Genomic DNA, 25,439 nt, shown 5'->3' with positions numbered 1-25,439 from the left:
TCGCGCCGGGTCGCCCGCGGGCAGGCCGCGCCGGCCCGGCGGGGGCGCGCCCGGATGCGCTCGGGCATGCACGCCCCGGCGCGGGGTAACATGACGGCCGCGCCGGGTTCTCCGCAGATTTTCCTCTGACGAAAACCGGTTTCGCACCGGCGCTGTGCGACGCAGGCGCATTACCATATACTGTATATCCATACAGTTGTGGGTGGCGTCATGCTCGCATCCTCCATTTCTCCCGAATCCCTTCATCCGTCGCTCTGGCGCGGCTCGCAGCTCGCGCGCGGCGGTCCGCGCACGATCGAGACCGGCTTCGCATCGCTGTCGGCCGAGTTGCCGGGCGGCGGCTGGCCGGTCGGCGGGCTCGTCGAACTGCTGGCCGCGCAGCCGGGCTGCGGCGAGATGCGGCTGCTTGCACCCGCGCTTGCGCGCACCGTCAGCGCGCGGCGTCCGCTCGCGCTCGTCGCGCCGCCGCAAGCGCCGCATGCGACCGCGCTCGCCAGTCTCGGTGTGCCGGCCGACGCGCTGCTGTGGCTGCGCGCCGGCAGCCGCACCGATGCGCTGTGGGCCGCCGAGCAGGCGCTCAAGACCGGCTGTTGCGGCGCGCTCCTGCTCTGGCAGGACCCGCGGCCCGATGCGCTGCGGCGCCTGCATCTCGCGGCCGCGCGCACGGGCGACACGCTGTTCGTGATGCTGCGCCCGCTGTCGGCCGCACGGCAGCCGTCGCCGGCCGTGCTGCGCGTCGCGCTGCATCCGGTGCCGGGCGGCGTGTCGCTCGATCTCGTCAAGCGCCGCGGGCCCGCGCGCGGCGAGCCGCTCGTGCTCGATTTGCCGTCGCCCATCGTGGAGAGCCGCTATGCGCGTCTTGCTCGGCATCCATCTGCCGCGCCTGCCGCTCGACGTGTGCGCCCCGCCGCCGTCTGACGGCGCGGCGGACGATGCGGACGATGCGGACGGCGGCGGCGCGGGCTGCGCGGTGCTCGAACAGGGCGCCGTGCTGATCGCCGACGCGGCCGCGCGCCGGCATGGCGTGCGCGCGGGCATGAAGCGCGGCGGCGTGCTGACGCTCGCGCCCGCGACCCGGCTCGTCGAACGCGATCCCGCGCGCGAGGCCGATGCGCTGCGCGCGGTCGCGCTCGCGTTGCTGCGCTTCTCGCCGTGCGTCGCGCTCGACGACGAAGCCACGCTGATCGTCGACGTCGGCCCGAGCCTGCGCCTGTTTGGCGGCCTGCCGTCGCTGTGCCGCCAGGTGCGCGCGACGCTCGCGGCGCTCGGCTATGCGGCGCGCCTGTCCGCCGCGCCGACCGGGCGCGGCGCGTGGCTGCTCGCGCGTACGTCGGCGCGTGCGCGCATCCGGCGCCGCATCGCGAGCGGGCCCTCGCTCGTCCGTTCGCTCGACCGGCTGCCCTGCGTGCTGCTGCCCGATGCGCGTCCGTATGCGGGCTGGTTCGACGGCCTCGGCTGCCGCACGCTCGCCGACCTGCGCCGCCTGCCGCGCGCGGGGCTGCAGCGCCGTTGCGGCCCCGCGTTGCTGGCCGCGCTCGATCGCGCGTACGGCGACGCGGTCGAGCCGCTTGCGTGGATGGCCGTGCCGCCTGTGTTCGACGTGCGGCTCGAATTGCCGGAGCGCGTCGAATACGCGGAAGCCGTGCTGTTCGCCGCGCGCCGGCTCGTCGTGCAGCTCTGCGGCTGGCTGGCCGCGCGGCAACTGTCGCTGGCGGCGATGACGTTCGATCTCGAGCACGAGCGCGGCCGCCAGGCCGTGCCGCCGACGCCGCTCGCGCTCGCGTTCGCCGCCCCCGTGCGCGACGAAACGCATTTCATGCGGCTGCTCGGCGAGCGGCTCGCGCGCGTCGAGTTGCCGGCCGCGGTGATCGCGGTGCGTCTGACGGCCACGCGCGTCGAATCGGTCGCGCCGCCGGCCGACGATCTTTTCCCCGAGCCGGGCGGTACGCGCGAGACGCGGGCGCGGCTGTTCGAGCTGCTGATCGCGCGGCTCGGCGCGGAGAACGTGCTGCGCGCGGCGCCCGTCGCCGATCACCGGCCCGAGGCCGGGAACCGCTGGCTGCCGCTCGATGCGCAGGCCGGCAAGCCGGCCGGCGGGCCGCCGGCGGTGCCGCCGAGGCCCGCATGGCTGCTGGCCGAACCGCTGCCGCTGTTGATGCGCGAGAACCGGCCGGTCTTTCATACGCCGCTCAGGATGATGTCGTCGACGGAGCGGATCGAGGCGGGGTGGTTCGACGGCCGGCTCGTCGCGCGCGATTACCATGTCGCACAGGACGAGGTCGGCGTGTGCTACTGGGTGTTCCGGGAGCGGGCGGGGAGCGACGCCGAGCCGCGCTGGTTCCTGCACGGCCTGTTCGGGTGAGCGGCGATGGTGGCGGAATTCAGCTGGTTGCCCGATTACGCGGAGTTGTTCTGCCGCTCGAATTTCTCGTTCCTGCATGGCGCATCGCATGCGGAGGAACTGGTCGAGCGCGCGTCCGAACTCGGCTATCGCGGGATCGCGATCACCGACGAATGCTCGCTCGCCGGCGCAGCGCGCATGCATGTCGCGGCCAAGGCGAAAGGGCTGCCGCTCGTCGTCGGTTCGTATTTCGACGTCACGCCCGACGAGGTCGCGCCGGGCCACGATCCGGGGCCCGGCGCGTTCGGGCTCGTGTTGCTCGCGCAGAACCGCGAGGGCTACGGCAACCTGTCCGAGCTGATTTCGTGGCGGCGGATGGAATCGCCGAAGGGCGCCTACACGCTGACGCCGCGGATGCTGTCCGCGCCACCGGCGAAGTTTGCGCACTTGCGCGGCGTGTCCGACTGCTTCGCGATTCTCGTGCCCGCGTATCCGGTGCGCGCCGACGTACTCGAGGCGCAGGTCGCGTGGTGTCGCGCGACGTTTGGCGAGCGTGCGCGGCTCGGGCTCGTGCAACTGCAGCGCGCGCTGGACGGCGCGCAACGCGAGGAGATTCGTGCCGCGGGCGAGCGGCGCGGCGTGGGTGTCGTCGCGCTCGGCGACGTGACGATGCACCGGCGCTCGTGCAAGGAACTGCAGGACGTGATGACGGCGATCCGGGTCGGGCTGCCGGTGTCGGAATGCGGCTATGCGCTCGCGCCGAACGCGGAGCAGCATCTGCGCTCGCGCGGGCGGATCGGGCAGCTGTTTGCGCCGGACGAGATCGCGCAGACGTGCGCGATTCTCGACGCGTGTCATTTCGAACTCGATTCGCTGCGTTACGAGTATCCCGACGAAATCGTGCCGAAGGGGCTCACGCCAACCAGCTATCTGGAACAGGAAACCCGGGCCGGGGCGGCCGGGCGCTATCCGAACGGCATTCCGGAGAAAGTGGCGAAGCAGATCCGGTATGAGCTCGACCTGATCGCAAGACTGCGCTACGAACCGTTCTTCCTGACCGTCTACGACATCGTGAAGTACGCGCGCAGCCGGAACATCCTGTGCCAGGGCCGAGGCTCGGCCGCGAACTCGGTCGTCTGTTATTGCCTCGGCATCACCGAGGTGAATCCGGAGCAGAGCACGATGCTGTTCGAGCGCTTCATCAGCGCGGAGCGCGGCGAGCCGCCCGACATCGACGTCGACTTCGAACATCAGCGCCGGGAAGAGGTGATTCAGCACATCTACGAAAAATACGGGCACGACCGCGCGGCACTCGCGGCCGCCGTGTCGACCTATCGCCCGCGCGGCGTGCTGCGCGAAACCGGCAAGGCGCTCGGCGTCGATCCGATGCTGATCGATCGCGTCGCGAAGGGGCATCGCTGGTTCGACGGCAGTCGCGACCTGCTTCAGCAATTCGTGACGATCGGGCTCGATCCCCAGACACCGCTGATCCAGGCGTGGGCCCGGCTCGCCGCGCGGCTGCTCAACTTCCCGCGCCACCTGTCGCAGCATTCGGGCGGTTTCGTGATCAGCCGCGGCAAGCTCACGCGGCTCGTCCCGGTCGAAAACGCCGCGATGGACGGGCGGCGCGTGATCCAGTGGGACAAGGACGATCTCGAGGCGCTCGGACTGATGAAGGTCGACGTGCTGGCGCTCGGCATGCTGTCCGCGCTGCATCGCGCATTCGACATGCGCACCGCGTGGCGCGGGCCGCCGGAGCCGGGCGGCGAGCCGTTCACGCTGAAACACATTCCGCAGGACGATGACGCGACCTACGACATGATTTGCCGCGCCGACACGGTCGGCGTATTCCAGATCGAATCGCGCGCGCAGATGTCGATGCTGCCGCGCCTGCGGCCGCGCACGTACTACGATCTGGTGATCGAGGTCGCGATCGTGCGGCCGGGGCCGATCCAGGGCGGGGCGGTGCATCCGTACCTGAAGCGGCGTCAGGGAATCGAGAAGGTCAGTTATCCGAAGGAGGATCTGAAGCCTGCGCTCGCTCGCACGTACGGCGTGCCGATCTTCCAGGAACAGGTCATGCAGATCGCGATGATCGCGGCAGGTTTCACGCCCGGCGAGGCGGACGAACTGCGTCGCGCGATGGCCGCATGGAAGCGCAAGGGCAATCTCGAGAAATATCACCGCAAGATCGTCGACGGGATGCGCGAGCGCGACTACCCCTCCGACTTCGCCGAACAGATCTTCGAGCAGATCAAGGGCTTCGGCGATTACGGTTTCCCCGAAAGCCATGCGGCAAGCTTCGCGAAACTCGCCTACGCGAGCAGCTGGCTCAAATGCCACGAACCGGCGATCTTCCTCGCCGCGCTGCTGAACAGCCAGCCGATGGGCTTCTACCCGCCGTCGCAACTCGTGCAGGACGCGAAGCGTCACGGCGTGCAGGTCCTGCCGATCGACGTGACGCAAAGCAACCGGGAAGCGTCGCTCGAGGCACTGCCCGGCCAGCCGCCGCCACACGGGCAACCCGCCGTGCGGCTCGGCCTGTCGCTCGTCCGCGGGCTCGGCGAAGCCGCCGCGCGCCGCATCGAAGCCGCGCGCGCGGCCGGCCCGTTCGACAACGTCGACACCCTCGCGCGCCGCGCAGGGCTCGAGCGCCGCGACCTCGAAGCGCTGGCCGCCGCGAACGCGCTGGCAACGCTCGCGGGCCATCGCCGCGACGCGCTGTGGCAGGCCGTCGCCGCGGCGCCGGAGCGCGACCTGCTCGCCGCCGCGCCGATCGACGAGGCGGAGAAGCCCACGCTCGGCGCGCCGTCGGAAGCCGACGACATCCTCGCCGACTATCACACCACCGGCCTCACGCTGAACCGCCACCCGGTCGCGTTGCTGCGATCCGCGCTGCGCGCGCGGCGGCTGTCGTCCGCCGCGGAACTGCACGATCGCCCCGACGGCCGGCTCGCACGCGCGTGCGGGCTCGTGACCGCGCGGCAGATGCCGGGCACCGCGAAAGGCGTGATGTTCATGACGCTCGAGGACGAAACCGGCTGCGTGAACGTGATCGTCCGGCCCGAACTGCTCGCGCGGCAGCGCCGCGAAACCCTCGATTCGCGGCTGCTCGCGGCGTCGGGCGTATGGCAGGTCGCGAGCGACGTGAGGCACCTCGTCGCGCAGCATTTCGAGGATCTGACGCCGCTGCTCGGCGGTCTGCGCACGTCGAGCCGCGAGTTCCACTGACGAGCGCAGCGTGCCGGCGCCCCTTCCGCAGGTGCATACCAGTCGGCTCAACTGGTTCTATTCCGGTCTCGTATTTGCCGTTGAAACCCGGCACGGACGCGCCCAGGAACTGTCCCCTTGCATACCACTCCGGGTAAATCCCTATCCTGTACTGCTTTGTAAACAAAGGCTTTGTCGAGGCTAAAACGCTTGTCCGACAAGGCTTTCGGCGATTTTCGCACGGCTAATACCAGTTCGTTGACTGGTATTATGGTGGTTATATAATGCGTTCACTTTCGACGGCCCGAGGTCGTCGTCCGACACCTGGAGGCACATGGAAACCGGCTGGTCCGAACTGGCGCCCGATCCCCTCAGCGACACGCCGCTCTATCTGCAGCTTGCCCGCAACCTGGCGAGCGCGATTCACGCCGGCGCGTGGCGGGCCGGCGAGGCGTTGCCGTCGGAGCGGCTGCTGTCGGCGTCGGTCGGCGTGTCGCGGATCACCGCCCGCCGCGCCCTGATGCTGCTGGTCGAACAGGGGCTGATCAAGCGGGCTCGCGGCGCGGGCAGCTTCATCACGCCGCGCGTCGCCGATCCGCTGTCGCGTCTCGTCGGCTTCACCGCGAAGATGCGGCAGCGCGGCTTCGTGCCCGATTCGGTGTGGCTGTCGCGCGCGCTGCGCGCCGCGAACCGCGACGAGATCACGCATCTCGGCCTCGCGCCCGGCGCGACGGTGGCGCGGCTCGAACGGCTGCGTCGCGCGGACGGCATCGTGATGGCCGTCGAGCATTCGACGCTGCCGGCCGCGGTGGTGCCCGATCCGCAGGTGCTCGGCGCGTCGCTGTACGAATACCTCGAGGCGCGCGGGATGACCGTCGTGCGCGCGCTGCAGCACTTTCGCGCGGCGAATGCGACGCACGCGATCGCGAAATGGATGGCGGTGAAGCCGGGCTCGGCATTGCTCGTGATCACGCGGATCGGCTATGGCGCCGACCAGCGCGCGATCGAACTTTCCGAAACGTATTGCCGCGACGACTACTACGACTTCGTCGCCGAACTGAAACGCTGACGCGCGAGACTGCCCGCGCGCGAAGCAACGACACGAATTTGCAAATCACGACGCGGATGTACGCGTCACCAGATCATCAAGAGAACGTCATGCTGACTGGAAACATCCTGACCCCCGACGGCTGGATTCACGGCTCGATCGATAGCGAGAACGGCCGCATCACCACGCTCGACGGCAAGCCCGTCGATCCCGCGAAGAACGACGCGCCGTACATCCTGCCCGGCTTCATCGACCTGCACGTGCATGGCGGCGGCGGCGCCGACGTGATGGAAGGCGGCGACGCGATCGAGACGATCGCCCGCACGCACGCGCAATACGGCACGACGAGCCTGCTCGCGACGACGATGACCGCGCCGCGCGACGAACTGATGCAGGTCGTCGCGAACCTCGGCACGGTCGCACGTACCCGCACGCCGGGCGGCGCGCGCGTGCTCGGCGTGCATCTCGAAGGCCCGTACATCAACCCCGGCAAGCTCGGCGCGCAGCCCGACGCGGCCGTGTCGGCCGTGCTCGACGAAGTGCTGAAGTACCTGTCGATCGCGCCGATCCGCGTCGTCACGCTCGCGCCGGAAATCGCCGGCCACATCGAGATCATCGGCGAGATGGCCGCGCGCGGCGTGCGCGTGCAGCTCGGCCACTCGCTCGCGACCTACGACGACGCCGTCGCCGCGCTCAAGCACGGCGCGTGCGGCTTCACGCACCTGTTCAACGCGATGTCGCCGCTGCATCACCGCAACCCGGGCCTGGTGGGCGCGGCGCTTGCGCATGCCGAATATGCGGAGATCATCCCGGATCTGCTGCACGTGCACCCGGGCGCGATTCGTGCCGCGCTGCGCGCGATCCCGCGCCTGTACGTCGTGACCGACAGCACGTCCGCAACGGGCATGCCCGACGGCGAATACCGGCTCGGCAGCCAGCACGTGACGAAGTGCCTCGGCGGCGTGCGGCTCGCCGACGGCACGCTCGCCGGCAGCACCCTGACGATGGACCAGGCGCTGCGCAATCTCGTATCGCTCGGCCTGCCGATCGCCGACGTGTCGAACCGGATGTCGCGCTATGCGGCCGACTACCTCGGCGTCACCGATCGCGGCCGCCTCGAGCGCGGCGCATGGGCCGACCTCGCGGTGTTCGACCGCGACCTGAACCTCACCGCGACCTACGTCGAAGGAGAATCGATTGTCGAATATGCTTAAGGAAGCGCGCGAGTCCGCCCAGGTCGTCGCCGCGCAACTCGCCGACACCACGCGCGTCGAAGCGCTCGCCGGCCAACTGCTCGATCACCCGCCGGCCGTCGCGCTGACGGTCGCGCGCGGCAGCTCGGATCACGCCGCGAGCTATTTCGCGAGCCTGACGATGAGCCGCCTCGGCGTGCCGGTCGCGTCGCTGCCGATGTCGGTCGCGACGCTGCAGCAAGCGCCGCTGAAGGTGCAGGACCAGCTCGCGATCGCGTTCTCCCAGTCGGGCAAGAGCCCCGATCTCGTCAATACGATGGCCGCGCTGCGCGAAGCCGGCGCGCGCACCGTCGCCGCCGTGAACGTGCTGCCGTCGCCGCTCGCCGATGCGTGCGAACACCAGCTGCCGCTGCTCGCCGGCCCCGAACTGTCGGTCGCCGCGACGAAGAGCTATATCGCGATGCTGTCGCTGTCCGCGCAGATCGTCGCCTACTGGCAGCGCGACGCCGCGCTGATGACCGCGCTGCGCGGCCTGCCCGACGTGCTCGCGCAGGCCGGCCGGCTCGACTGGTCGCCGGCGGTCGCCGCGCTGTCGGGCGTCGAGCGGATGATCGTGATCGGCCGCGGTCTCGGCCTCGCGATCGCGCAGGAAGCCGCGCTGAAGCTGAAGGAAACCTCCGGCATCCAGGCGGAGGCATTCTCGAGCGCCGAAGTGCGTCACGGCCCGATGGAGCTGATCGACCGCGACTATCCGCTGCTCGTGTTCGCGCCGCCGGGGCCCGAGCAGGCCGGCCTGCTGCAGTTGGCCGACGACATGCGCGCCCGCGGCGCGGCCGTGTTGCTCGCGGCGCCCGCCGGCACGCCCGGCGCGACGCTGCCGCTCGCCCAGTCGGCCCATCCGGCGCTCGACCCGATCGCCGCCATTCTTTCGTTTTACGTGATGGCGGCGGATCTCGCCGTCGCGCGCGGCCGCAATCCCGATACGCCGCGCCACCTGAACAAAGTTACCGAAACGCACTGATAGCCGAGACAGCCGATGAGACGCGCCGAGGAATCCCAGTTGAAGAGCCCCACCCATGATCAGATCGTCCTGCTTGCCCCGCTGACGGGGCCGATCGTCGCGCTGGCCGACGTGCCCGATCCGGTGTTCTCCGGCGGGATGTTCGGCGACGGCATCGGCATCGACCCGCTCGCGGGCCAGCTCGTCGCACCGTGCGCGGGCGTCGTGTCGCATCTCGCGCGCACGGGCCATGCGGTGACGATCACGACGCCGCAAGGCGCGGAAGTGCTGCTGCACATCGGCATCGACACCGTCGAGCTGGACGGGCAGGGCTTTGCCCCGCACGTCGAGGCCGGCGCGCACGTCGAGGCGGGCGACCTGCTGATCGAATTCGACCAGGACGCGGTCGCGCGCGGCGCGCACTCGCTCGTGTCGGTGATCGCGATCGCGAACTCCGATGCGTTCGAGGTCGTCGACCGCGCCGACGGTTTCGCGACCGCCGGCAAGACGCCGCTGCTCGTGCTGCGCGGCCGGGGCGACGCGGCCGCGCACGCGGCGCAAGCCGGCGCGGCGGCGATCAACGAGGTGCGCCGCGAAATCGTGCTGGCGCAGCCGGGCGGCCTGCATGCGCGGCCGGCCGCGCGGGCACGCGAAGCCGTGCGCGGGTTCGACGCGTCCGTCGACGTGCTGTTCGATGGCCGCCAGGCGTCGATCGCGAGCGTGGTCGGCCTGCTCGGCCTCGGCGCCGGCGAAGGCGCGACGGTCGTTCTCGTCGGCCGCGGCGCGCACGCGCAGCAGGCCGTCGATGCGGTCGAGCACGAGCTGCTGCGCGCGGCGCACGGCGAGGTCGACGAACAGCCGGCGCGACTGAAGTCGCCCGCGCCGCAGGCGGTCGTGCGCAACGCCGGGCTCCCGCGCGACGGCGCGCCGCTCGATCCGCACACGCTTGCGGGCGTGTGCGCGGCGCCCGGCATCGCGGTCGGCACGCTGGTGCGTCTCGACGATGCGGAAATCGTGCCGCCCGAGCAGGCGTCCGGCACGCCGGCGGCGGAAAGCCGCCGCCTCGATCAGGCGCTGAAGGCCGTCGACGGCGAACTCGACGAAACGGTGCGCAACGCTTCGGCGCGCGGCGCGGTGGGCGAAGCGGGCATCTTCGCGGTGCATCGCGTGCTGCTGGAAGACCCGACGCTGATCGACGCGGCGCGCGACCTGATCAGCCTCGGCAAGAGCGCGGGGTTCGCGTGGCGCGCGACGATCCGCACGCAGATCGACACGCTGTCGAAGCTCGACGACGCGCTGCTCGCCGAACGCGCGGCCGACCTGCGCGACATCGAGAAGCGCGTGCTGCGCGCGCTCGGCCATACGAACGGCGCGGCGCGTGCGCTGCCCGACGAGGCGGTGCTCGCGGCCGAGGAATTCACGCCGTCGGATCTGTCGTCGCTCGATCGCCAGCGCGTGACCGCGCTCGTGATGGCGCGCGGCGGCGCGACGTCGCACGCGGCGATCATCGCGCGGCAGCTCGGCATCCCGGCGCTGGTCGCGGTCGGCGACGCGCTGTACGCGATTCCGGACGGCACGCAGGTGGTCGTCGACGCGAGCGCGGGCCGGCTCGAACATGCGCCGACCGCGCTCGACGTCGAGCGCGCGCGGCACGAGCGCCAGCGCCTGGACGGGGTGCGCGAGGCGAACCGGCAACAGGCCGGTTCGGCGGCCGCGACGGTCGACGGCCGCGCGATCGAGGTGGCCGCGAACATCGCGACGCTCGACGACGCGCACACCGCGGTCGACAACGGCGCGGATGCGATCGGCCTGCTGCGCACCGAGCTGATGTTCATTCATCGCCAGGTCGCGCCGACGGTGGTCGAGCACCAGCAGAGCTACCAGTCGATCGTCGACGCGCTGCAAGGCCGCACGGCGATCATCCGCACGCTCGACGTCGGCGCCGACAAGGAGGTCGACTACCTGACGCTGCCGCCCGAACCGAATCCGGCGCTCGGCCTGCGCGGCATCCGCCTCGCGCAGGTGCGCCCCGATCTGCTCGACGACCAGTTGCAGGGCCTGCTCGCGGTGAAGCCGTACGGCGCGGTGCGCATCCTGCTGCCGATGGTGACCGACGTGGGCGAACTCGTGCGGTTGCGCAAGCGCATCGACGAATTCGCGCGCGCGCAGGGCCGTACCGAGCCGATCGAGGTCGGCGTGATGATCGAGGTGCCGTCGGCCGCGCTGCTGGCCGACCAGCTCGCGCAGCACGCGGATTTCCTGTCGATCGGCACCAACGACCTGACGCAGTACACGCTCGCGATGGATCGCTGCCAGGCCGACCTGGCGGCGCAGTCCGACGGCCTGCATCCGGCCGTGCTGCGCCTGATCGACATCGCGGTGCGCGGCGCCGCGAAGCACGGCAAGTGGGTCGGCGTATGCGGCGCGCTCGGCGGCGATCCGCTCGCGGTGCCGGTCCTGGTGGGCCTCGGCGTGACCGAGCTGTCGGTCGACCCGGTATCGGTGCCGGGCATCAAGGCGCGTGTGCGTCGCCTCGATTACCAGCTGTGCCGTCAGCGTGCGCAGGATCTGCTCGCGCTCGATTCGGCGCAGGCGGTAAGGGCAGCAAGCCGCGAGGTCTGGCCGCTCGACTGAACGTCGACGGCAGGTTCGCGGCCCGTTTCACTACGAAAGCAATCAGCTCAACGACGATTAATGACGAGACAAGGATTGGAGGACTGAATGAACGGGAATCCGTTTCTGAAAATACAGGGCCTGGGCCGGGCACTGATGCTGCCGATCGCGGTATTGCCGGTCGCCGGCATCCTGCTGCGACTCGGCCAGCCGGACGTGTTCAACATCAAGATGATCGCGGATGCGGGCGGCGCGATCTTCGACAACCTGCCGCTGCTGTTTGCGATCGGCGTGGCGGTCGGCTTCGCGAAGGACAACAACGGCGTTGCGGCGCTCGCGGGTGCGATCGGCTACCTGATCGAAACCGCGATCATGAAGGACATCGATCCCAAGCTGAACATGGGCGTGCTGTCCGGGATCATCGCGGGTGTGGTCGCGGGCCTGCTGTACAACCGCTACAAGGACATCAAGCTGCCGGACTACCTCGCGTTCTTCGGCGGCAAACGCTTCGTGCCGATCATCACGGGGCTGGTCTGCGTGATACTCGGCATCGCGTTCGGGTACGTGTGGCAGCCGGTCCAGCATGCGATCGACGCGGCCGGCCAGTGGCTGACGACGGCGGGCGCGGTCGGTGCGTTCGTGTTCGGCTTCCTGAACCGCCTGCTGCTCGTCACGGGCCTGCACCACATCATCAACTCGCTTGCGTGGTTCGTGTTCGGCAACTTCACGCCGCCCGCCGGCGGCGACATCGTGCACGGCGACCTGCACCGCTTCTTCGCGGGCGACCCGACCGCGGGCACCTTCATGGCCGGTTTCTTCCCGATCATGATGTTCGGCCTGCCGGCCGCGTGTCTGGCGATGCTGCACGAGGCGCCGAAGGAGCGCCGCGCGATGGTCGGCGGCCTGCTGTTCTCGATGGCGCTCACGTCGTTCCTGACCGGCGTGACCGAGCCGATCGAATTCAGTTTCATGTTCCTCGCGCCGGTGCTGTACGTGATCCACGCGGTGCTGACGGGGCTGTCGCTCGCAATCTGCCAGATCCTCGGCGTGAAGCTCGGCTTCACGTTCTCGGCCGGCGCGATCGACTACGTGCTGAACTACGGGCTGTCGACGAAGGGCTGGATCGCGATTCCGCTCGGCGTGGCATATGGCGTCGCGTACTACGGGCTGTTCCGCTTCTTCATCCGCAAGTTCAACATGGCGACGCCGGGCCGTGAGCCGGCATCGGCCGATGCGGCCGCGGAACCGGACGCATCGGGCGGCTTCGTCGCGCCGGCCGCGACGGCTGCCGCGCCGCGCGCGCAACGCTACATCGCCGCGCTCGGCGGGGCGGGCAACCTGTCGGTCGTCGACGCCTGCACGACACGCCTGCGTTTGACCGTCGTCGATCCGGACAAGGTGTCGGAGCCGGAACTGAAATCGATCGGCGCGCGCGGCGTGCTCAAGCGCGGCGGCAACAGCGTGCAGGTGATCATCGGGCCCGAGGCAGACATCATTGCCGACGAGATGCGTGTCGCGATCGGCGCGGCAGCGGGCGCCGCGTCGACGGGCACGGCCGCCGCCTCGCAGCCCGTCACGGGCGCGTCCGCCGGCCCGCTCGATCCGGAACCGGCCCGCTGGCTCGCGGTGTTCGGCGGTGCGACCAACGTCGCGTCGCTCGACGCGGTCGCGACCACGCGCCTGCGCGTCGTCGTCCGCGATCCGTCGGCGGTCGATCGCGATCGTCTCGGCACGCTCGATGTCGCGTGGGTGTCGCTCGACACGTTCCACATCGTCTGCGGCAACGCGGCCGCGCGTTACGCCGAACAGCTCGGCGCGCGCCTGCCGCCGTCGGGCAGCGGGGCCGCCGTACAACCGGCCTGATGCGGTGAAGCCGGCCCGATCCGCGCGGCGGATCCGGGTCGGCCGGCAACACGAAAAACGGCTTGCGATGTGTCGCAAGCCGTTTTTGTTTCGGGGCGGGCGACGGCGCGACGCGTGCGCATCGCGCGTTGCCCGTCGGCCCGGCCGCTCAGCCGCTCACGGGTTCGTCAGCGTGAAGGTCGGCTTCCGGTAGCCGACGCCGGCCCGGTCGAGCTTCGGCAATTCGCGTTGCGTGAGCAGCGTCGCGAAGCCGGCCCAGTCGCGCTGCAATGCGGCCATGTCGACGTGATGCGTGTCGCCGCGCTTGTAGCGCACGCCGGCCGCATACGGCAGCTCCCAGTCGGCGCGATGCCACGCGCGCTCGGCGAGCGCGAGCAGCCGCGGATAGGCCATGTATTCGAGGAACGTGCCGTTGCGCATCACCTCGCCCCAGGCCTGCCCCTGCATCCCTTCGATGCGCGGCGCGGGGCCCGTGCCCGTCACCTCGAACGCATTGCCGTCGCGGTCGCCCATCACCTCGGCGTTCTGCGGCAGGTTCTCGGGCGCGAGCGAGAACACCTTGTACTCGTCGGTTGCATGCGAACCCCAGTAGTAGCCGCGCTCGCGCGGGTTGAGCGTGTACGGAAAGTCGAAGTACAGGTAGTCGGGCAGCGCGAGCACCGTCAGGTAGCCCTTGCCGCTCAGGTCGCGCGCACTGTCCGATGCGCCCCAGAAGATCGTGTCCCACAACGACACCATCACGTGGCGCGTGCCGAAGTCCTGCGGCCCGCTTGCGTGCTTGATACCGTCCTGCCATGCGGCCATCGTGTCGATCCCGTTCGCGTTGACCGCCGCGCTCACCTGTGTCGCGAAGCGCGTCGGCAACTCGTCGATCGACTTGATCTCGCCGCGCCGGAGCAGCGCCGCGCACGCGGGAGAACGCGCCCACGGCTTGTCCTGCGCGGCGAGATCGATGCGCCCCTTGCCCGGGTCGGTGCCGTTCAGCGGCTGGAAGCCCGCGCCGAGGAAGATGTTCTTCGCCTCGTCGCCGCCGTAATGCCAGACGTGCAGCGGCGCCTGCGCGTCCGCATGCATCGCCGCGATCTCGCGGATCACCTTCGACGCGAAATTGAGCGCGCCGGGCACGCACGGATTCAGGTCGCTGCGCCGGTCGTAGAACTGCACCGTCGTCAGGTTCGACGTGTCCTGCGGATCGAGCAGCCGGTACGCATTCGCTTCCTGCTCGCGGCCGGCCGCATGGAGCCGCCGGTAACGCGCCTCCATCGTCACGACGGCGGCACGCGCGTGCGCGGGCATGTCGATCTCGGGGATGATCTCGACGAAACGCGCGGCCGCGTAGCGCACCAGCGCCACGTAATCGTCGCGCGTCAGGTAGCCGCCGCCCGAACGGTTGTCGGGGCCGGAGCCGAGTTGCGGCAGCAGGCAGCGCGTCTCGCTCGGGTCGTGGCAGCGGCGCCCGCCGATTTCGGTCAGCTCGGGCAGGCCGGGAATCTCGATGCGCCAGCCTTCGTCGTCGGACAGATGCAGGTGCAGCCGGTTGAGCTTGTACGCGCTCATCTGGTCGATCAGGCGGCGCAACGTCGCCGGGTGCTTGAAGTTGCGTGCGAGATCGACGTGCATTCCCCGATGCGTGAAGCGCGGCGCGTCCTCGACCAGCATCGCCGGAATCGGGCCGCCGCCGGCGGGCGCGAGCGAGAACAGCGTCTGCACGCCGTAGTAGAGGCCGGCGCGATCGTATGCTTCGATGAATGCGCCGCGCGGCCCGATCGCGAGCCGGTAGCCGCCGGGCGTCGCGATGTCGGCGGGCAGCCGGCGCGGCGCGACGGCGCCCCGCACCGGCATGCCCGCGCCGTCGAGCCCGAGTGTCGCCGCGCGTTCGCGCAGCGCCGCGACCTGCGCGTCGGGCAGGTCCGGCAGCGCGAGTTCGACGCCGCGCAGGTCGAGCGTGCCGGGCAGCGCCTGCTGGCGCTTCGCGCTCGGCAGCGTGCGGCTCGCATCGGGCCGCGCGGCCACGGGCGGCGCATTGCCGGTCGAGTTGTTCTGCGCGTCGGCCGGCAGCGATTCGACGTAGCGCAGCTCGTCGTCGGTGTCGTTGTAGCGGAGCACGGCGGGCGGCGCGCCGTCGACGACCACGTACGGGCGCGGAATCACGTCGCTGTAGCGCAGCAGCCAGTATTCGGCGACGAACGGCAGCTCGATGCGCTCGCCGGGCGCCAGCCGCACCGAGCCCGGCTGCGGCGTCAGTTCGTACAGGTCGCCGGTGAGCCGCCGTAGTGCGAAGCCCGGACGGTCGATCCGCAGCAGGCGGCGGATGCTGTGCAGATAGAGCTTCCAGCCGCCGTCGGCAATCGCCTGGTGGCCGCGGTTCTGCAGGATCAGGCGGCCCGTCGCGCAGGCCGCGCCGTCGGCGCCGAGGTCGGCGCACGGTACGCCCGCCGCGGCCGCGTGGTTGTTGTCGACGGCGACGCGCAACGCGAGGCCGTTCGACAGCAGCGCCGCGAGACTCGCGGCTGCTGCGGGCGGTGTGGCGGGCAGCGCGGCACGAGCGGTCGCGCCGGGCGCGGCCGACGCCGGCTGGGCGCCGATCGAGGCGGGCGGCGCCGCCGCGATCAGCAGGCCGGCAAGAAGGCATGGCAAGGTGCGTTTCATTCGAACTCCTTAAAAAAAGTGGGCATGGCGGCGTCGATGGACGACGTCGCTGCGGTCGGGTCTTTCTACGGAGCTGCGGGAGATGCCTGCGTGCGGGGCGATGCGGCCGCACCGCGCGCAGGCGGCACGCGGGGGCGTGCGTTACGGAACGGGAGGCGGGCAGGCGTGCCGATCGGATCGGCGGGGCGGCGGATGCGTGCTCATCGGCTGCGCGCGGCAAGCGCCGTGGCGGCGAGGCGGTCGCAAGCGGCGGCATTCGGCCGGCCGCGCGCGATCGCGGCGGCGGGCGCCGTCGCGCGCGGACGTCGACACGGCGCGCAGGCGCGCGCCTCACACGGGATGCGCATGTCTCCCCCACCCAGATGGATTCGGCCTGTCTGCGGCCGTGTCAAAAGATCATATGAAACCTTTTATTGGTATTCAAGTGGTATCAATCTGGCGCTAAATTGGCATCGATTCGCGCGACCTGTCCGGCCGGCCGGGACGAAAAAAAACCTCGCGCGAGGCGAGGTTCGTTGCGGGCGGCCGCGGCGTGACCGGCCGCATGCGTCAGTCGCGGCCGGCGCGTGCTTCCTGCGTCTTCTGCCGCGCTTCGAGCCACATCGCATTGACGATGCCGAACGACAGCGCGACGCCGATACCGAGAATCCAGCTGAAATACCACATGATCCGACTCCTTGCGAAACGGTGGACGGGGGCGCCTGCGCGCCCCGGCCCGGTTCAATACATCGAATGCTTGTTCTCTTCGAGCACCTCGCGCGTGACCTTGCCGCGCATCACGCGATACACCCAGCTCGTATAGAGCAGGATGAGCGGCAGGAACACGATCACCGCGAACAGCATCACCTGCAGCGTCATGTGGCTCGACGTCGAATCCCACACGGTCAGGCTGCTGCGCGGGTCGAGCGACGACGGCATGATGAACGGGAACATCGAGAAGCCCGCGGTGAGGATCACGCCGGTGATCATCAGCCCCGTGCAGAAGAACGCCGTCTTTTCCTGCTTCGAGCCGGCGAGCAGCAGTGCGAGCAGGCCGCCCGCGATCGCGACGACGGGCGCCGCGATCATCCACGGAAACTCGCCGTAGTTCGCGAGCCAGAGGCCCGAGCCGGCGGCGACGTCCTTGAGCAGCGGATTCGCGACGGTGTCGGTCGGCGCGGCGTGCGTGATGTGGAAGCCGCCGATATACGACGCGACCAGCACGCCTGCCAGCACGAACAGCACGACCGCGAGGAACGACGACACGCGCAGGGCGATCGACGCGCGGCGTGCGATCACGCCTTCGGTCTTCATCCGGATGAACGCGGCGCCGTGCGCGACGAGCATCGTCAGGCTGACGAGCCCGCACAGCAGCGCGAACGGGTTCAGGAGCGCCCAGAAGCTGCCGTGGTAGGTGACGCGCAGGTCGCTGTCGTACTGGAACGGCACGCCTTGCAGCAGGTTGCCGAATGCGACGCCGAACACGAGCGCCGGCACGAAGCCGCCGACGAACAGGCCCCAGTCCCAGCCCGCGCGCCAGCGCGGGTCGGGCCGCTTGCTGCGGTAGTCGAAGCCCACCGGCCGGAAGAACAGCGCGAACAGCACGAGCAGCATCGCGAAGTAGAAGCCGGAGAACGACGCGGCGTAGACGAGCGGCCACGCGGCGAACATCGCGCCGCCGGCCGTGATCAGCCACACCTGGTTGCCTTCCCACGTCGCGCCGACGGTGTTGATGATGATGCGGCGCTCGTCGTCGGTCTTGCCGAGGAACGGCAGCAGCGCGGTCGCCCCCATGTCGAAGCCGTCGGTGACGGCGAAGCCGATCAGCAGCACGCCGACGAGCAGCCACCAGATCAGCTTGAGAGTTGCATAGTCCATAGCGATTCCTTGTTCCGTTTCGGTTGCGTGCTCAAGCCGGGGCGCGCTCGCTGGCGGCCGCGAGTTCGTGGTGGTAACGGCCGGTATGCAGCGACGACGGGCCGAGACGCGCGTACTTGAACATCAGCTTGATCTCGATGACGAACAGTGCGGTATAGAACAGGATGAAGCCCGCAAGACTCAGGTACAGGTCGGTCGGCGTCAGGCTCGACGCGGACAGGTGCGTCGGCAGCACGCCGGCGATCGTCCACGGCTGGCGGCCGAGCTCGGCGACGACCCAGCCGAATTCGATCGCGATCCACGGCAGCGGGATCGCCCACACCGCGTAGCGCAGGAACCAGCGGCGGTTGTCCTGCAGCAGTTCGCGGCGCGCGCAGAACCAGAACGCGGCAATGAACGTCGCGACGAACAGGAAGCCGAGGGCCACCATGATCCGGAACGAGAAGAACACGGGCGCGACCGGCGGGATCGTCTTCTTCGCGGCGGCCTTGATCTGCTCCGGCGTCGCATCGACCACGTTCGGCGTGAACTGCTTGAGCATCAGCCCGTAGCCGAGATACTGCTTGTGCTGGTCGAACAGTTCGTGCGTTGCCGCGCTGGTATCGCCTTCCTTGATCTTCTGCAGCGCGCCGTACGCGATCATCCCGCTCTGGATGTGCTCCTCGCTATGCTTCGCGAGATCGCGCAGGCCGATCACCGGTTCGTCGATCGAGCGCGTCGCGATCAGGCCGAGCGCATACGGGATCTTGATCGCGTAGTCGGTGCGCTGTTCTTTCTGGTTCGGAATGCCGATCAGCGTGAACGAGGCGGGCGCCGGTTGCGTTTCCCATTCGGATTCGATCGCGGCGAGCTTCATCTTCTGCACTTCGCCGGTCGTATAGCCCGACTCGTCGCCGAGCACGATCACGCAGAGCGTCGCCGCGAGGCCGAAGCCGGCCGCGACCGCGAACGAGCGCAGCGCGAAGTCGACGTCGCGCTTCTTCAGCAGGTACCACGACGACACGCCGAGCACGAACATCGCCGCCGACACGTAGCCGGCCGACACCGTGTGCACGAACTTCACCTGTGCGACCGGGTTGAACAGCACGTCGAACAGGCTCGTCATCTCCATGCGCATCGTCTGGTAGTTGAACTCGGCGCCGACCGGGTTGTTCATCCAGCCGTTCGCGACGAGGATCCAGAGCGCGGACAGGTTCGAGCCCAGCGCGACGAGGAACGTGACGAGCAGGTGCTTGACCTTCGACAGCCGGTTCCAGCCGAAGAAGAACAGGCCGACGAACGTCGACTCGAGGAAGAACGCCATCAGGCCTTCGACCGCGAGCGGCACGCCGAAGATGTCGCCGACATAGTGCGAGTAGTACGACCAGTTCGTGCCGAACTGGAATTCGAGCGTGATGCCGGTCGTCACGCCCATCGCAAAGTTGATGCCGAACAGCTTGCCCCAGAACTGGGTCATGTCCTTGTACACCTGTTTGCCGGTCATCACGTAGACGGCTTCCATGATGACGAGCAGCCAGGACAGGCCGAGCGTCAACGGCACGAACAGGAAATGGTAGAGCGCCGTGATGCCGAACTGCAGACGCGACAGATCGACGACTTCGCTACTTATCATGGTGGTCTCCCTCGGTAGATACAGGCGCCGGTACCGAGAGCAGCTTCTCGGCGACGGCGGCAGGCGGCAGCGACATGTGCTCAGCCTGCGGATGATTGAAGAATGCGTATTTGAGCGACATCAAGAGGATCAGCTTGACGATCAGCACCAGCGTGATGTCGCGGGCGAGGGTCGGGCCGCGTGCCCATGCGGCAATGCGCGCGCGCCAGCCGATCGTGCCGGCCGGCCGCGCGGGAGGCGGCGCAGGCTCTTTATTGATCGAGATCAAGGCGATTATCCTGAATCGATTTAAGGCGGTTTTGGGGGGCGACTTTACGTTGGATTTATGACGGCCGTGAAGCTGTTTTAATCCTTTTGCGCCTGACATGCCAATTTTAAAAGGAGTGCTTTCCGATGCCGAGTGCTGCGCTGCGGCAGACCGTCGCGAAACACGGGCCCGGATTTGAGGCAGATCAAGGTTATGCGGAAGGGGGCCGCAAATGGCGTATTACCTGACGAATCAGGTCAATTAATCGACCGACAATGAACGGAGAGCGAAATGAAAAGCGCGAAAAAAGGCCGAAAAAAAACCGCTGCCGGTCGGGCAGCGGTTTTCGATGATTCGCTCTAAATCGCCGGGCTTTACGCGTATTCGGCGAGTGCGGTGCGCATTTTCTTCATGGCGCTCGCTTCGATCTGGCGGATGCGTTCCGCCGACACGCCGAACTCGGCCGCGAGATCGTGCAGCGTCGAGCCGCCCGAGCCGTCGTCGTCGACATGCAGCCAGCGCGCCTCGATGATGCGGCGGCTGCGTGCGTCGAGCGCATCGAGCGCTTGCGCGATGCCGTCGGTCTGCAGCGTGTCGCGCTGACGCGCGGCGAGCACGGCAGTCGGCTCGTTGTGCGAATCGGCCAGGTAGGCGATCGGCGCGTACGACTCCTCGCCATCTTCCACCTGCCCTTCGAGCGCGATGTCGCCGCCCGACAGGCGCGTTTCCATTTCGGTCACGTCTTCGCGCTTGACGTTGAGCTCCTGCGCGAGGCCGTCGATTTCCTCGGGCGTCATCGCCTGCATGCCCTTCTTGTGGCTGCGCAGGTTGAAGAACAGCTTGCGCTGCGCCTTCGTCGTCGCGACCTTCACCATGCGCCAGTTGCGCAGGATGTACTCGTGGATCTCGGCCTTGATCCAGTGGATCGCGTACGACACGAGACGTACGTTCTGGGCCGGATCGAAACGCTTCACGGCCTTCATCAGGCCGATGTTGCCTTCCTGGATCAGGTCGCCGTGCGGCAGCCCGTAGCCGAGATAGTTGCGCGCGATCGACACGACGAGCCGCAGGTGCGACAGCACGAGGCGGCGCGCCGAGTCGAGGTTGTTGTGTTCGCGAAATTCGGTCGCGTACTGGCGTTCCTCTTCGGCCGTCAGCAGCGGAATGCGATTGACGGCCTGGATGTACGCGTCGATGTTGCCGAGCTGGCCGGGCAACATCGATTGTGCTGCGAGCGCCAGCGAGCCTGCCGATTCGGCCTTGGCCGGCGTCGGGCTCAGGGTGTTCGGGAGGGTCAGGGCGTTGCTCACTAAAAAACTCCTTTGGAATCAGGGACAAACCCCCGGTCTCGAATGAGATTCCGTGGGCCATCTTAGCACTCCCGCAATCCGAGTGCTAATTCCTTAGAGCGGGCGTGGACATCGGAGTTCCCGTTTTTCTATTGGAATTGTCGAGCCGATAGTCTACTTTGCGACAGAGAGGGTGAGCCGAAGTTCCGTAAGCCGTTGTTTCTGATGGTAATCAGTAGACGATTTCGATTTTTGTCGTTTTGGAAGGAAGCCATTTCGCTTGGTGATGCCGATCCGAAAAGTCCTTTACCATACCATTCAGTTCGCTCGAGCCGGCCGAAGCGGCAGGCTCCATTCAACCCACAAAGTTGGAGTGACAGATGAACAATAAGAAGAATCGCCGGCCCTGCAGCCGGCTTGCGCTGCATGCGATGCTGGCAGCGTCCCTTCTCGGCGGATCGGGTGCGGCACTCGCGGATCGGTGGGGAATTCAGGCGGGCGGCGGCTTTTCGGATCGCCACGGAATCGACAAGGCCGATCTCGGCGTCGTGTGGGATCCGGGCTGGAACTGGTGGGAAATCGGCGGCTGGCACTTCGCCTTCGTGGTGGAAGGGCACGCCGGCTACTGGCACACGGGCGGCAACGTCCACGGCAACATCGGCGAATTCGGCGTGACGCCGTTGTTCCGCTTCATCAAGAGCGCCGGGCCGATCCGCCCGTTCATCGAGGCCGGCGGCGGCGTCCGGCTGCTGACGCACCCGACGATCTCGGACCACTTCTCGCTGTCGACCGCGTTCCAGTTCGCGCCCACCGCCGGCGTCGGCGCACAGTTCGGAGAACGGCAACAGTATCAGGTCGGTTACCGTTTTCAACATGTGTCTAACGCGGGTATCAAAGAGCCGAATCCTGGGGTAAATTTCCACCAGTTCTACGTGCAGTACAACTTCTGATCGGCCCGCCCGCGCAAGGCGGGCGCGTTGCCGAGGAGTCAGGCGATGGCGAAGCTGGTCGATGCGATCCGCGCGCTCGAGCGCGATCGGTTCCGGGCGATGGTGGACGGGGACGGCGAAGCGCTCGACGCGCTGTTGTCGGACAAGGTGTTCTTCGTGCACACCAACGGCAAACGCGAAACCAAGCAGCAGTTTATCGATGCCATCGTCGCCGGACGCCGCCGCTATCGCCAGATCGAGGTCCAGTCGCAGGATCTGCTGCCCGTCGGCGGCGAGACCTGCGTCGTCACCGGGCGTGCGCTGATCGAGATGGAAACGAACAACGGCGGCCTGGTCTTCCCGATTGCCTATACGTCCGTCCACACTCACGAGCAGGGCCGCTGGTGCTTGCTCGCCTGGCAGGCGACCCGCTGCGCGACCGAGACATGAGCGCGCATGGCGCCCCTTTTCATGTCCCGACCGAAGCGGCCTTCTGGGCCGCTTTTTGCTGCCTCGTGCGGCGCGGATCGCGCGGCGCACGGGCGGTCGCGCTCCGTTCGCTGATATTCGAACCCTGATTCGGGGCCTGGCGCTCAGGCCGCCGCGCGGCGATCCGCGCAATGCCAGGCCGAGCGGTTGATCGCGCTGACGACCGCGTCGAGCGCCGCGCTCGATGCATCGGCATGCAGGCCGACGCCGTGCCGCGACGGCGCATCGCCGACCCGGCACCCGACCGATACCGCGCTTCGCCCGTCCTTCGTGCGCGCGTGTTCGCACGAGGCGACCTCGATCGCGACGCCGGCGGCCGCCGCGAATGCCGCGGCCAAACGTCGCACGGCGTCTTCGGGCGACCCGTCGGCCGCCGGCGCCGCCGCGATTTCGCGGTTCCGCCAGCGCGCGCCGCCGCCGTGACGCGCGGCCGGCCCGTCGGTCTCGAAGAATTCCCGGGCGAACAGCGTGCAGATCGCGTCGCCCGTCACTTCCTCGCCGGACGCGTCGGCGAGCGTCTGTACCGCGTGGCTGAATTCGATCTGCACCCGGCGCGTCGGCGTGAACCCCATCCCGCGTTCGAGCAGGAACGTCGCGCCGCCCTTGCCGGACTGGCTGTTGACGCGGATCACCGCGTCATAGCCGCGGCCGACGTCGGCCGGATCGATCGGCAGGTACGGCACTTCCCAGGCGGAATCGGGGCGCTGCTGCGCGAAGCCCTTGCGGATCGCGTCCTGGTGCGAGCCCGAGAACGCGGTGAAGACGAGGTCGCCCGCGTACGGATGGCGCGGATGCACGGGAATCTGGTTGCAGCGTTCGACGACGCGGCGCACCGCGTCGATGTCGGAGAAATCGAGGCCCGGGTCGATGCCCTGCGTGTAGAGATTCAGCGCGAGCGTGACGAGATCGACGTTGCCGGTGCGCTCGCCGTTGCCGAACAGGCAGCCTTCGATACGGTCGGCGCCGGCGAGCAGCGCGAGTTCGGCCGCGGCGACCGCGGTGCCGCGATCGTTGTGCGGATGGACGGACAGCACGATGCTGTCGCGGTACGCGAGGTTGCGGTCCATCCATTCGATCTGGTCGGCGAACACGTTCGGGCTGGCGGCTTCGACGGTGGCCGGCAGGTTGACGATCATCTTGTGGTCGCGGGTCGGGCGCCAGGTTTGCGCGACCGCGTCGCAGATCTCGCGCGCGAACGTCAGCTCGGTCATGCTGAAGGTTTCCGGCGAGTACTGGAAGGTCCAGTGCGTCTCGGGGCGCGCGGCGGCGTGCGCCTTGATGATGCGCGTGCCGTCGACCGCGAGCGCCTTCACGTCGGCCTTCGACATCCCGAACACGATGCGGCGGAACGACGGGCAGACCGCGTTGTACAGGTGCACGATCGCGCGCGGCACGCCTTCGAGGGCGTCGAACGTGCGGGCGATCAGGTCCTCGCGCGATTGCACGAGCACCTCGATCGTCACGTCGTCGGGAATCCGCTTGTCGTCGATCAGCTTGCGGACGAAATCGAAGTCGGTTTGCGACGCCGACGGAAACCCGACCTCGATCTCCTTGAAGCCGATCTCGACCAGCATGTCGAAGAACGCGAGCTTCTGCTCGATGCTCATCGGCTCGATCAGCGACTGGTTGCCGTCGCGCAGGTCGGTGCTCATCCAGACGGGCGCGCGCTCGATGGTGCGCGACGGCCATTTGCGGCCATTGAGGCGGACGGGCTCGAACGGGCGGTACTTGTCTTGCGGATTGCGCATCATCTTCTGGACCTCGGGTCTCAAGTCGCGAGCGAAGACGGGCGGCATGGGCGACGGTTGGCGCTGCCTCGCACCGCGGCGCGCGATCGCGCTGCGGATACGGATGATCTTCGCGAATCGACCGACGGATAGACGGACGAATGCTGACGACTTCGGGTTGTAAAAACGGCGAGAGGGGAACTGCGGAACTGCTGGAAGGGACCGTGCGGACAGCACACGGCGCTACGAAAGCCTTAGGCTAGTCGTAGCGATAGCGGCCGCGCTAGGCGGCCGGAGGTAATTCGGAGGGTGTTCGGAAAGGAACGCATGGCGACAACTCTATGCCAGGATGCGGGCGCCTGTCAAATGCCCGGCGCTCGAGCCCGGCGCGCCGTCAACGCGCGATGCGGGCGATCCGCACGATCGTCTCGACCTGTCGCGCAACCGTGTCGGGCACCGGCACCTCTGCGCGCAGCACGGCGTCCGTCCATGCCGCCGTCGTCGCCGCATCGCGCGATTCGGGCAGCGCGACGGGCAGCGCATCGGCCGACGAGCGTTCGGCCTCGATCAGCGTGTCGCACACGCCGTCGTGCAGCCAGTCGACCTGCACCTGGCGCCGCGTGTCGGCGACGGCTTCGCCCTCGGTGCCGCGCGCAAGCAACGCGCCGCCCTGCGCGGCGTCCGGATGATCGCGGAACAGCTGCGCGAGGCTGTCGCGGTACGGCGGATGCGTGTAGTTGACGAGCCGCAGGCCGGCCGGCGCGAACGGCTGCAGGATCTTCACGAGCGTGTGCGTCGAGTTGCGCACGCCGAGCACGCCGCGCATCGCCAGCAGGCGCGCGATGCGCGGCGCCAGCGCCTCGATCGGTGCGAAGGCGACGCGGCGCTCGGCGAGCGTGTCCTCGATCGCATCGTGCGACGTCGACGGCGCGAGCGACAGCGCCGAGAAGATCTCGGCGCTGGTCACGCGGCCCGGATCGCGCTCGACGCCGTGCACGAGCACCGGCACGCCTTCGCGCGCGAGCAGCAGCGCAAGCAGCGGCACGAGGTTGGGTTGCTTGCGCGCGCCGTTGTAGCTCGGGATCGACACGGGACGAAACGCGGCGTCCCGCACGTGCACCGGCTCGAACGACGCTTGCGCGGCGGCCAGCATCGCTGCCAGTTCGTCGGCGGATTCGCCCTTCAACCGATAGGCGATCAGGATCGCGCCGAGTTCCACGTCCGACACGCGTCCGTCGAGCATCGCGCGATAGAGCGCGTAGGTATCCTCGGCGGACAGCGCGCGCGCGCCGTGCGGGCCGCGGCCGATTTCCTTGATGAAGCGGGCGCACGGGAACGGAACGGCTGCGGGGGCGGGGGAGGCGGTCATCGG

18 protein-coding genes are annotated in these 25,439 nt (G+C 68.7%); 10 read left to right on the top strand and 8 right to left on the bottom strand.

Annotated elements, in window-relative coordinates:
• Positions 1-210 precede the first annotated feature (210 nt).
• The 8 genes from imuA to nagE all read left to right on the top strand — a co-directional run bounded on the left by imuA (position 211) and on the right by nagE (position 13,268).
• Positions 211-918: a translesion DNA synthesis-associated protein ImuA gene (gene imuA, locus GQ57_RS26790; protein WP_031401301.1), complete on the top strand. Its 708-nt coding sequence runs from the start codon at positions 211-213 to the stop codon at positions 916-918.
• A complete protein-coding gene (locus GQ57_RS26785) occupies positions 851-2,362 on the top strand; it encodes a Y-family DNA polymerase (protein ID WP_034199489.1) in 1,512 nt (503 codons plus the stop codon). The genes imuA and GQ57_RS26785 overlap by 68 nt, the downstream gene beginning before the upstream one ends.
• Before the next feature lie 6 nt (positions 2,363-2,368).
• Positions 2,369-5,572: an error-prone DNA polymerase gene (locus tag GQ57_RS26780; protein ID WP_034199488.1), complete on the top strand. Its 3,204-nt coding sequence runs from the start codon at positions 2,369-2,371 to the stop codon at positions 5,570-5,572.
• A 313-nt stretch (positions 5,573-5,885) separates the two neighbouring features.
• Complete coding sequence (locus tag GQ57_RS26775; RefSeq protein ID WP_034199487.1) at positions 5,886-6,620, top strand: GntR family transcriptional regulator; 735 nt, start codon at positions 5,886-5,888, stop codon at positions 6,618-6,620.
• A gap of 89 nt (positions 6,621-6,709) precedes the next feature.
• Positions 6,710-7,813 carry an N-acetylglucosamine-6-phosphate deacetylase gene (nagA, locus tag GQ57_RS26770; RefSeq protein ID WP_031401297.1) on the top strand — a complete coding sequence of 368 codons (1,104 nt, stop codon included), beginning with the start codon at positions 6,710-6,712 and terminating at the stop codon, positions 7,811-7,813.
• Positions 7,806-8,813, top strand: coding sequence for an SIS domain-containing protein (locus tag GQ57_RS26765; protein ID WP_031401296.1), 1,008 nt, complete (start codon positions 7,806-7,808; stop codon positions 8,811-8,813). Before nagA ends, GQ57_RS26765 begins: the two co-directional genes overlap by 8 nt.
• Positions 8,814-8,828: 15 nt before the next feature.
• Positions 8,829-11,426: a phosphoenolpyruvate--protein phosphotransferase gene (gene ptsP / locus GQ57_RS26760; RefSeq protein ID WP_034199486.1), complete on the top strand. Its 2,598-nt coding sequence runs from the start codon at positions 8,829-8,831 to the stop codon at positions 11,424-11,426.
• A gap of 87 nt (positions 11,427-11,513) precedes the next feature.
• Positions 11,514-13,268: an N-acetylglucosamine-specific PTS transporter subunit IIBC gene (gene nagE / locus GQ57_RS26755; RefSeq protein ID WP_034199485.1), complete on the top strand. Its 1,755-nt coding sequence runs from the start codon at positions 11,514-11,516 to the stop codon at positions 13,266-13,268.
• A 156-nt stretch (positions 13,269-13,424) separates the two neighbouring features.
• Here the strand turns inward: nagE and GQ57_RS26750 are convergent, their stop codons facing one another.
• From GQ57_RS26750 to rpoH, 6 genes are all read right to left on the bottom strand, one after another.
• Complete coding sequence (locus tag GQ57_RS26750; RefSeq protein WP_034199484.1) at positions 13,425-15,917, bottom strand: family 20 glycosylhydrolase; 2,493 nt, start codon at positions 15,915-15,917, stop codon at positions 13,425-13,427.
• A gap of 549 nt (positions 15,918-16,466) precedes the next feature.
• Complete coding sequence (gene cydX, locus GQ57_RS38540; protein WP_031401292.1) at positions 16,467-16,583, bottom strand: cytochrome bd-I oxidase subunit CydX; 117 nt, start codon at positions 16,581-16,583, stop codon at positions 16,467-16,469.
• A gap of 54 nt (positions 16,584-16,637) precedes the next feature.
• Positions 16,638-17,774, bottom strand: coding sequence for a cytochrome d ubiquinol oxidase subunit II (gene cydB / locus GQ57_RS26740; RefSeq protein WP_031401291.1), 1,137 nt, complete (start codon positions 17,772-17,774; stop codon positions 16,638-16,640).
• A gap of 31 nt (positions 17,775-17,805) precedes the next feature.
• Complete coding sequence (locus GQ57_RS26735) at positions 17,806-19,386, bottom strand: cytochrome ubiquinol oxidase subunit I (RefSeq protein ID WP_031401290.1); 1,581 nt, start codon at positions 19,384-19,386, stop codon at positions 17,806-17,808.
• Complete coding sequence (cydP, locus tag GQ57_RS26730; protein WP_031401289.1) at positions 19,376-19,660, bottom strand: cytochrome oxidase putative small subunit CydP; 285 nt, start codon at positions 19,658-19,660, stop codon at positions 19,376-19,378. Before cydP ends, GQ57_RS26735 begins: the two co-directional genes overlap by 11 nt.
• Positions 19,661-20,007: 347 nt before the next feature.
• A complete protein-coding gene (gene rpoH, locus GQ57_RS26725) occupies positions 20,008-20,943 on the bottom strand; it encodes an RNA polymerase sigma factor RpoH (protein WP_031401288.1) in 936 nt (311 codons plus the stop codon).
• Positions 20,944-21,302: 359 nt separating this feature from the next.
• On the opposite strand from rpoH, the gene GQ57_RS26720 reads away from it, so the two are divergent.
• Both GQ57_RS26720 and GQ57_RS26715 read left to right on the top strand, forming a co-directional pair.
• Positions 21,303-21,872, top strand: coding sequence for an acyloxyacyl hydrolase (locus tag GQ57_RS26720; RefSeq protein ID WP_034199482.1), 570 nt, complete (start codon positions 21,303-21,305; stop codon positions 21,870-21,872).
• 45 nt (positions 21,873-21,917) lie between these two features.
• The gene (locus GQ57_RS26715; protein WP_031401286.1) at positions 21,918-22,301 is read left to right on the top strand and encodes a nuclear transport factor 2 family protein; all 384 of its coding nucleotides are present in this window, start codon (positions 21,918-21,920) and stop codon (positions 22,299-22,301) included.
• 143 nt (positions 22,302-22,444) lie between these two features.
• On the opposite strand, the gene leuA is transcribed toward GQ57_RS26715, so the two are convergent.
• Positions 22,445-24,091, bottom strand: a complete 1,647-nt coding sequence (gene leuA / locus GQ57_RS26710) for a 2-isopropylmalate synthase (protein WP_034199481.1) — start codon at positions 24,089-24,091, stop codon at positions 22,445-22,447.
• 370 nt (positions 24,092-24,461) lie between these two features.
• Complete coding sequence (gene ybiB, locus GQ57_RS26705) at positions 24,462-25,436, bottom strand: DNA-binding protein YbiB (RefSeq protein ID WP_034199505.1); 975 nt, start codon at positions 25,434-25,436, stop codon at positions 24,462-24,464.
• Between the last annotated feature and the right edge of the window lie 3 nt (positions 25,437-25,439).

It is taken from the genome of Burkholderia sp. MSh2, from assembly GCF_000731655.1.
Classification (GTDB): domain Bacteria; phylum Pseudomonadota; class Gammaproteobacteria; order Burkholderiales; family Burkholderiaceae; genus Burkholderia; species Burkholderia paludis.
Note: the sequence above shows the minus strand (reverse complement) of the source record. Positions and strands in the feature narration are given on the sequence as shown.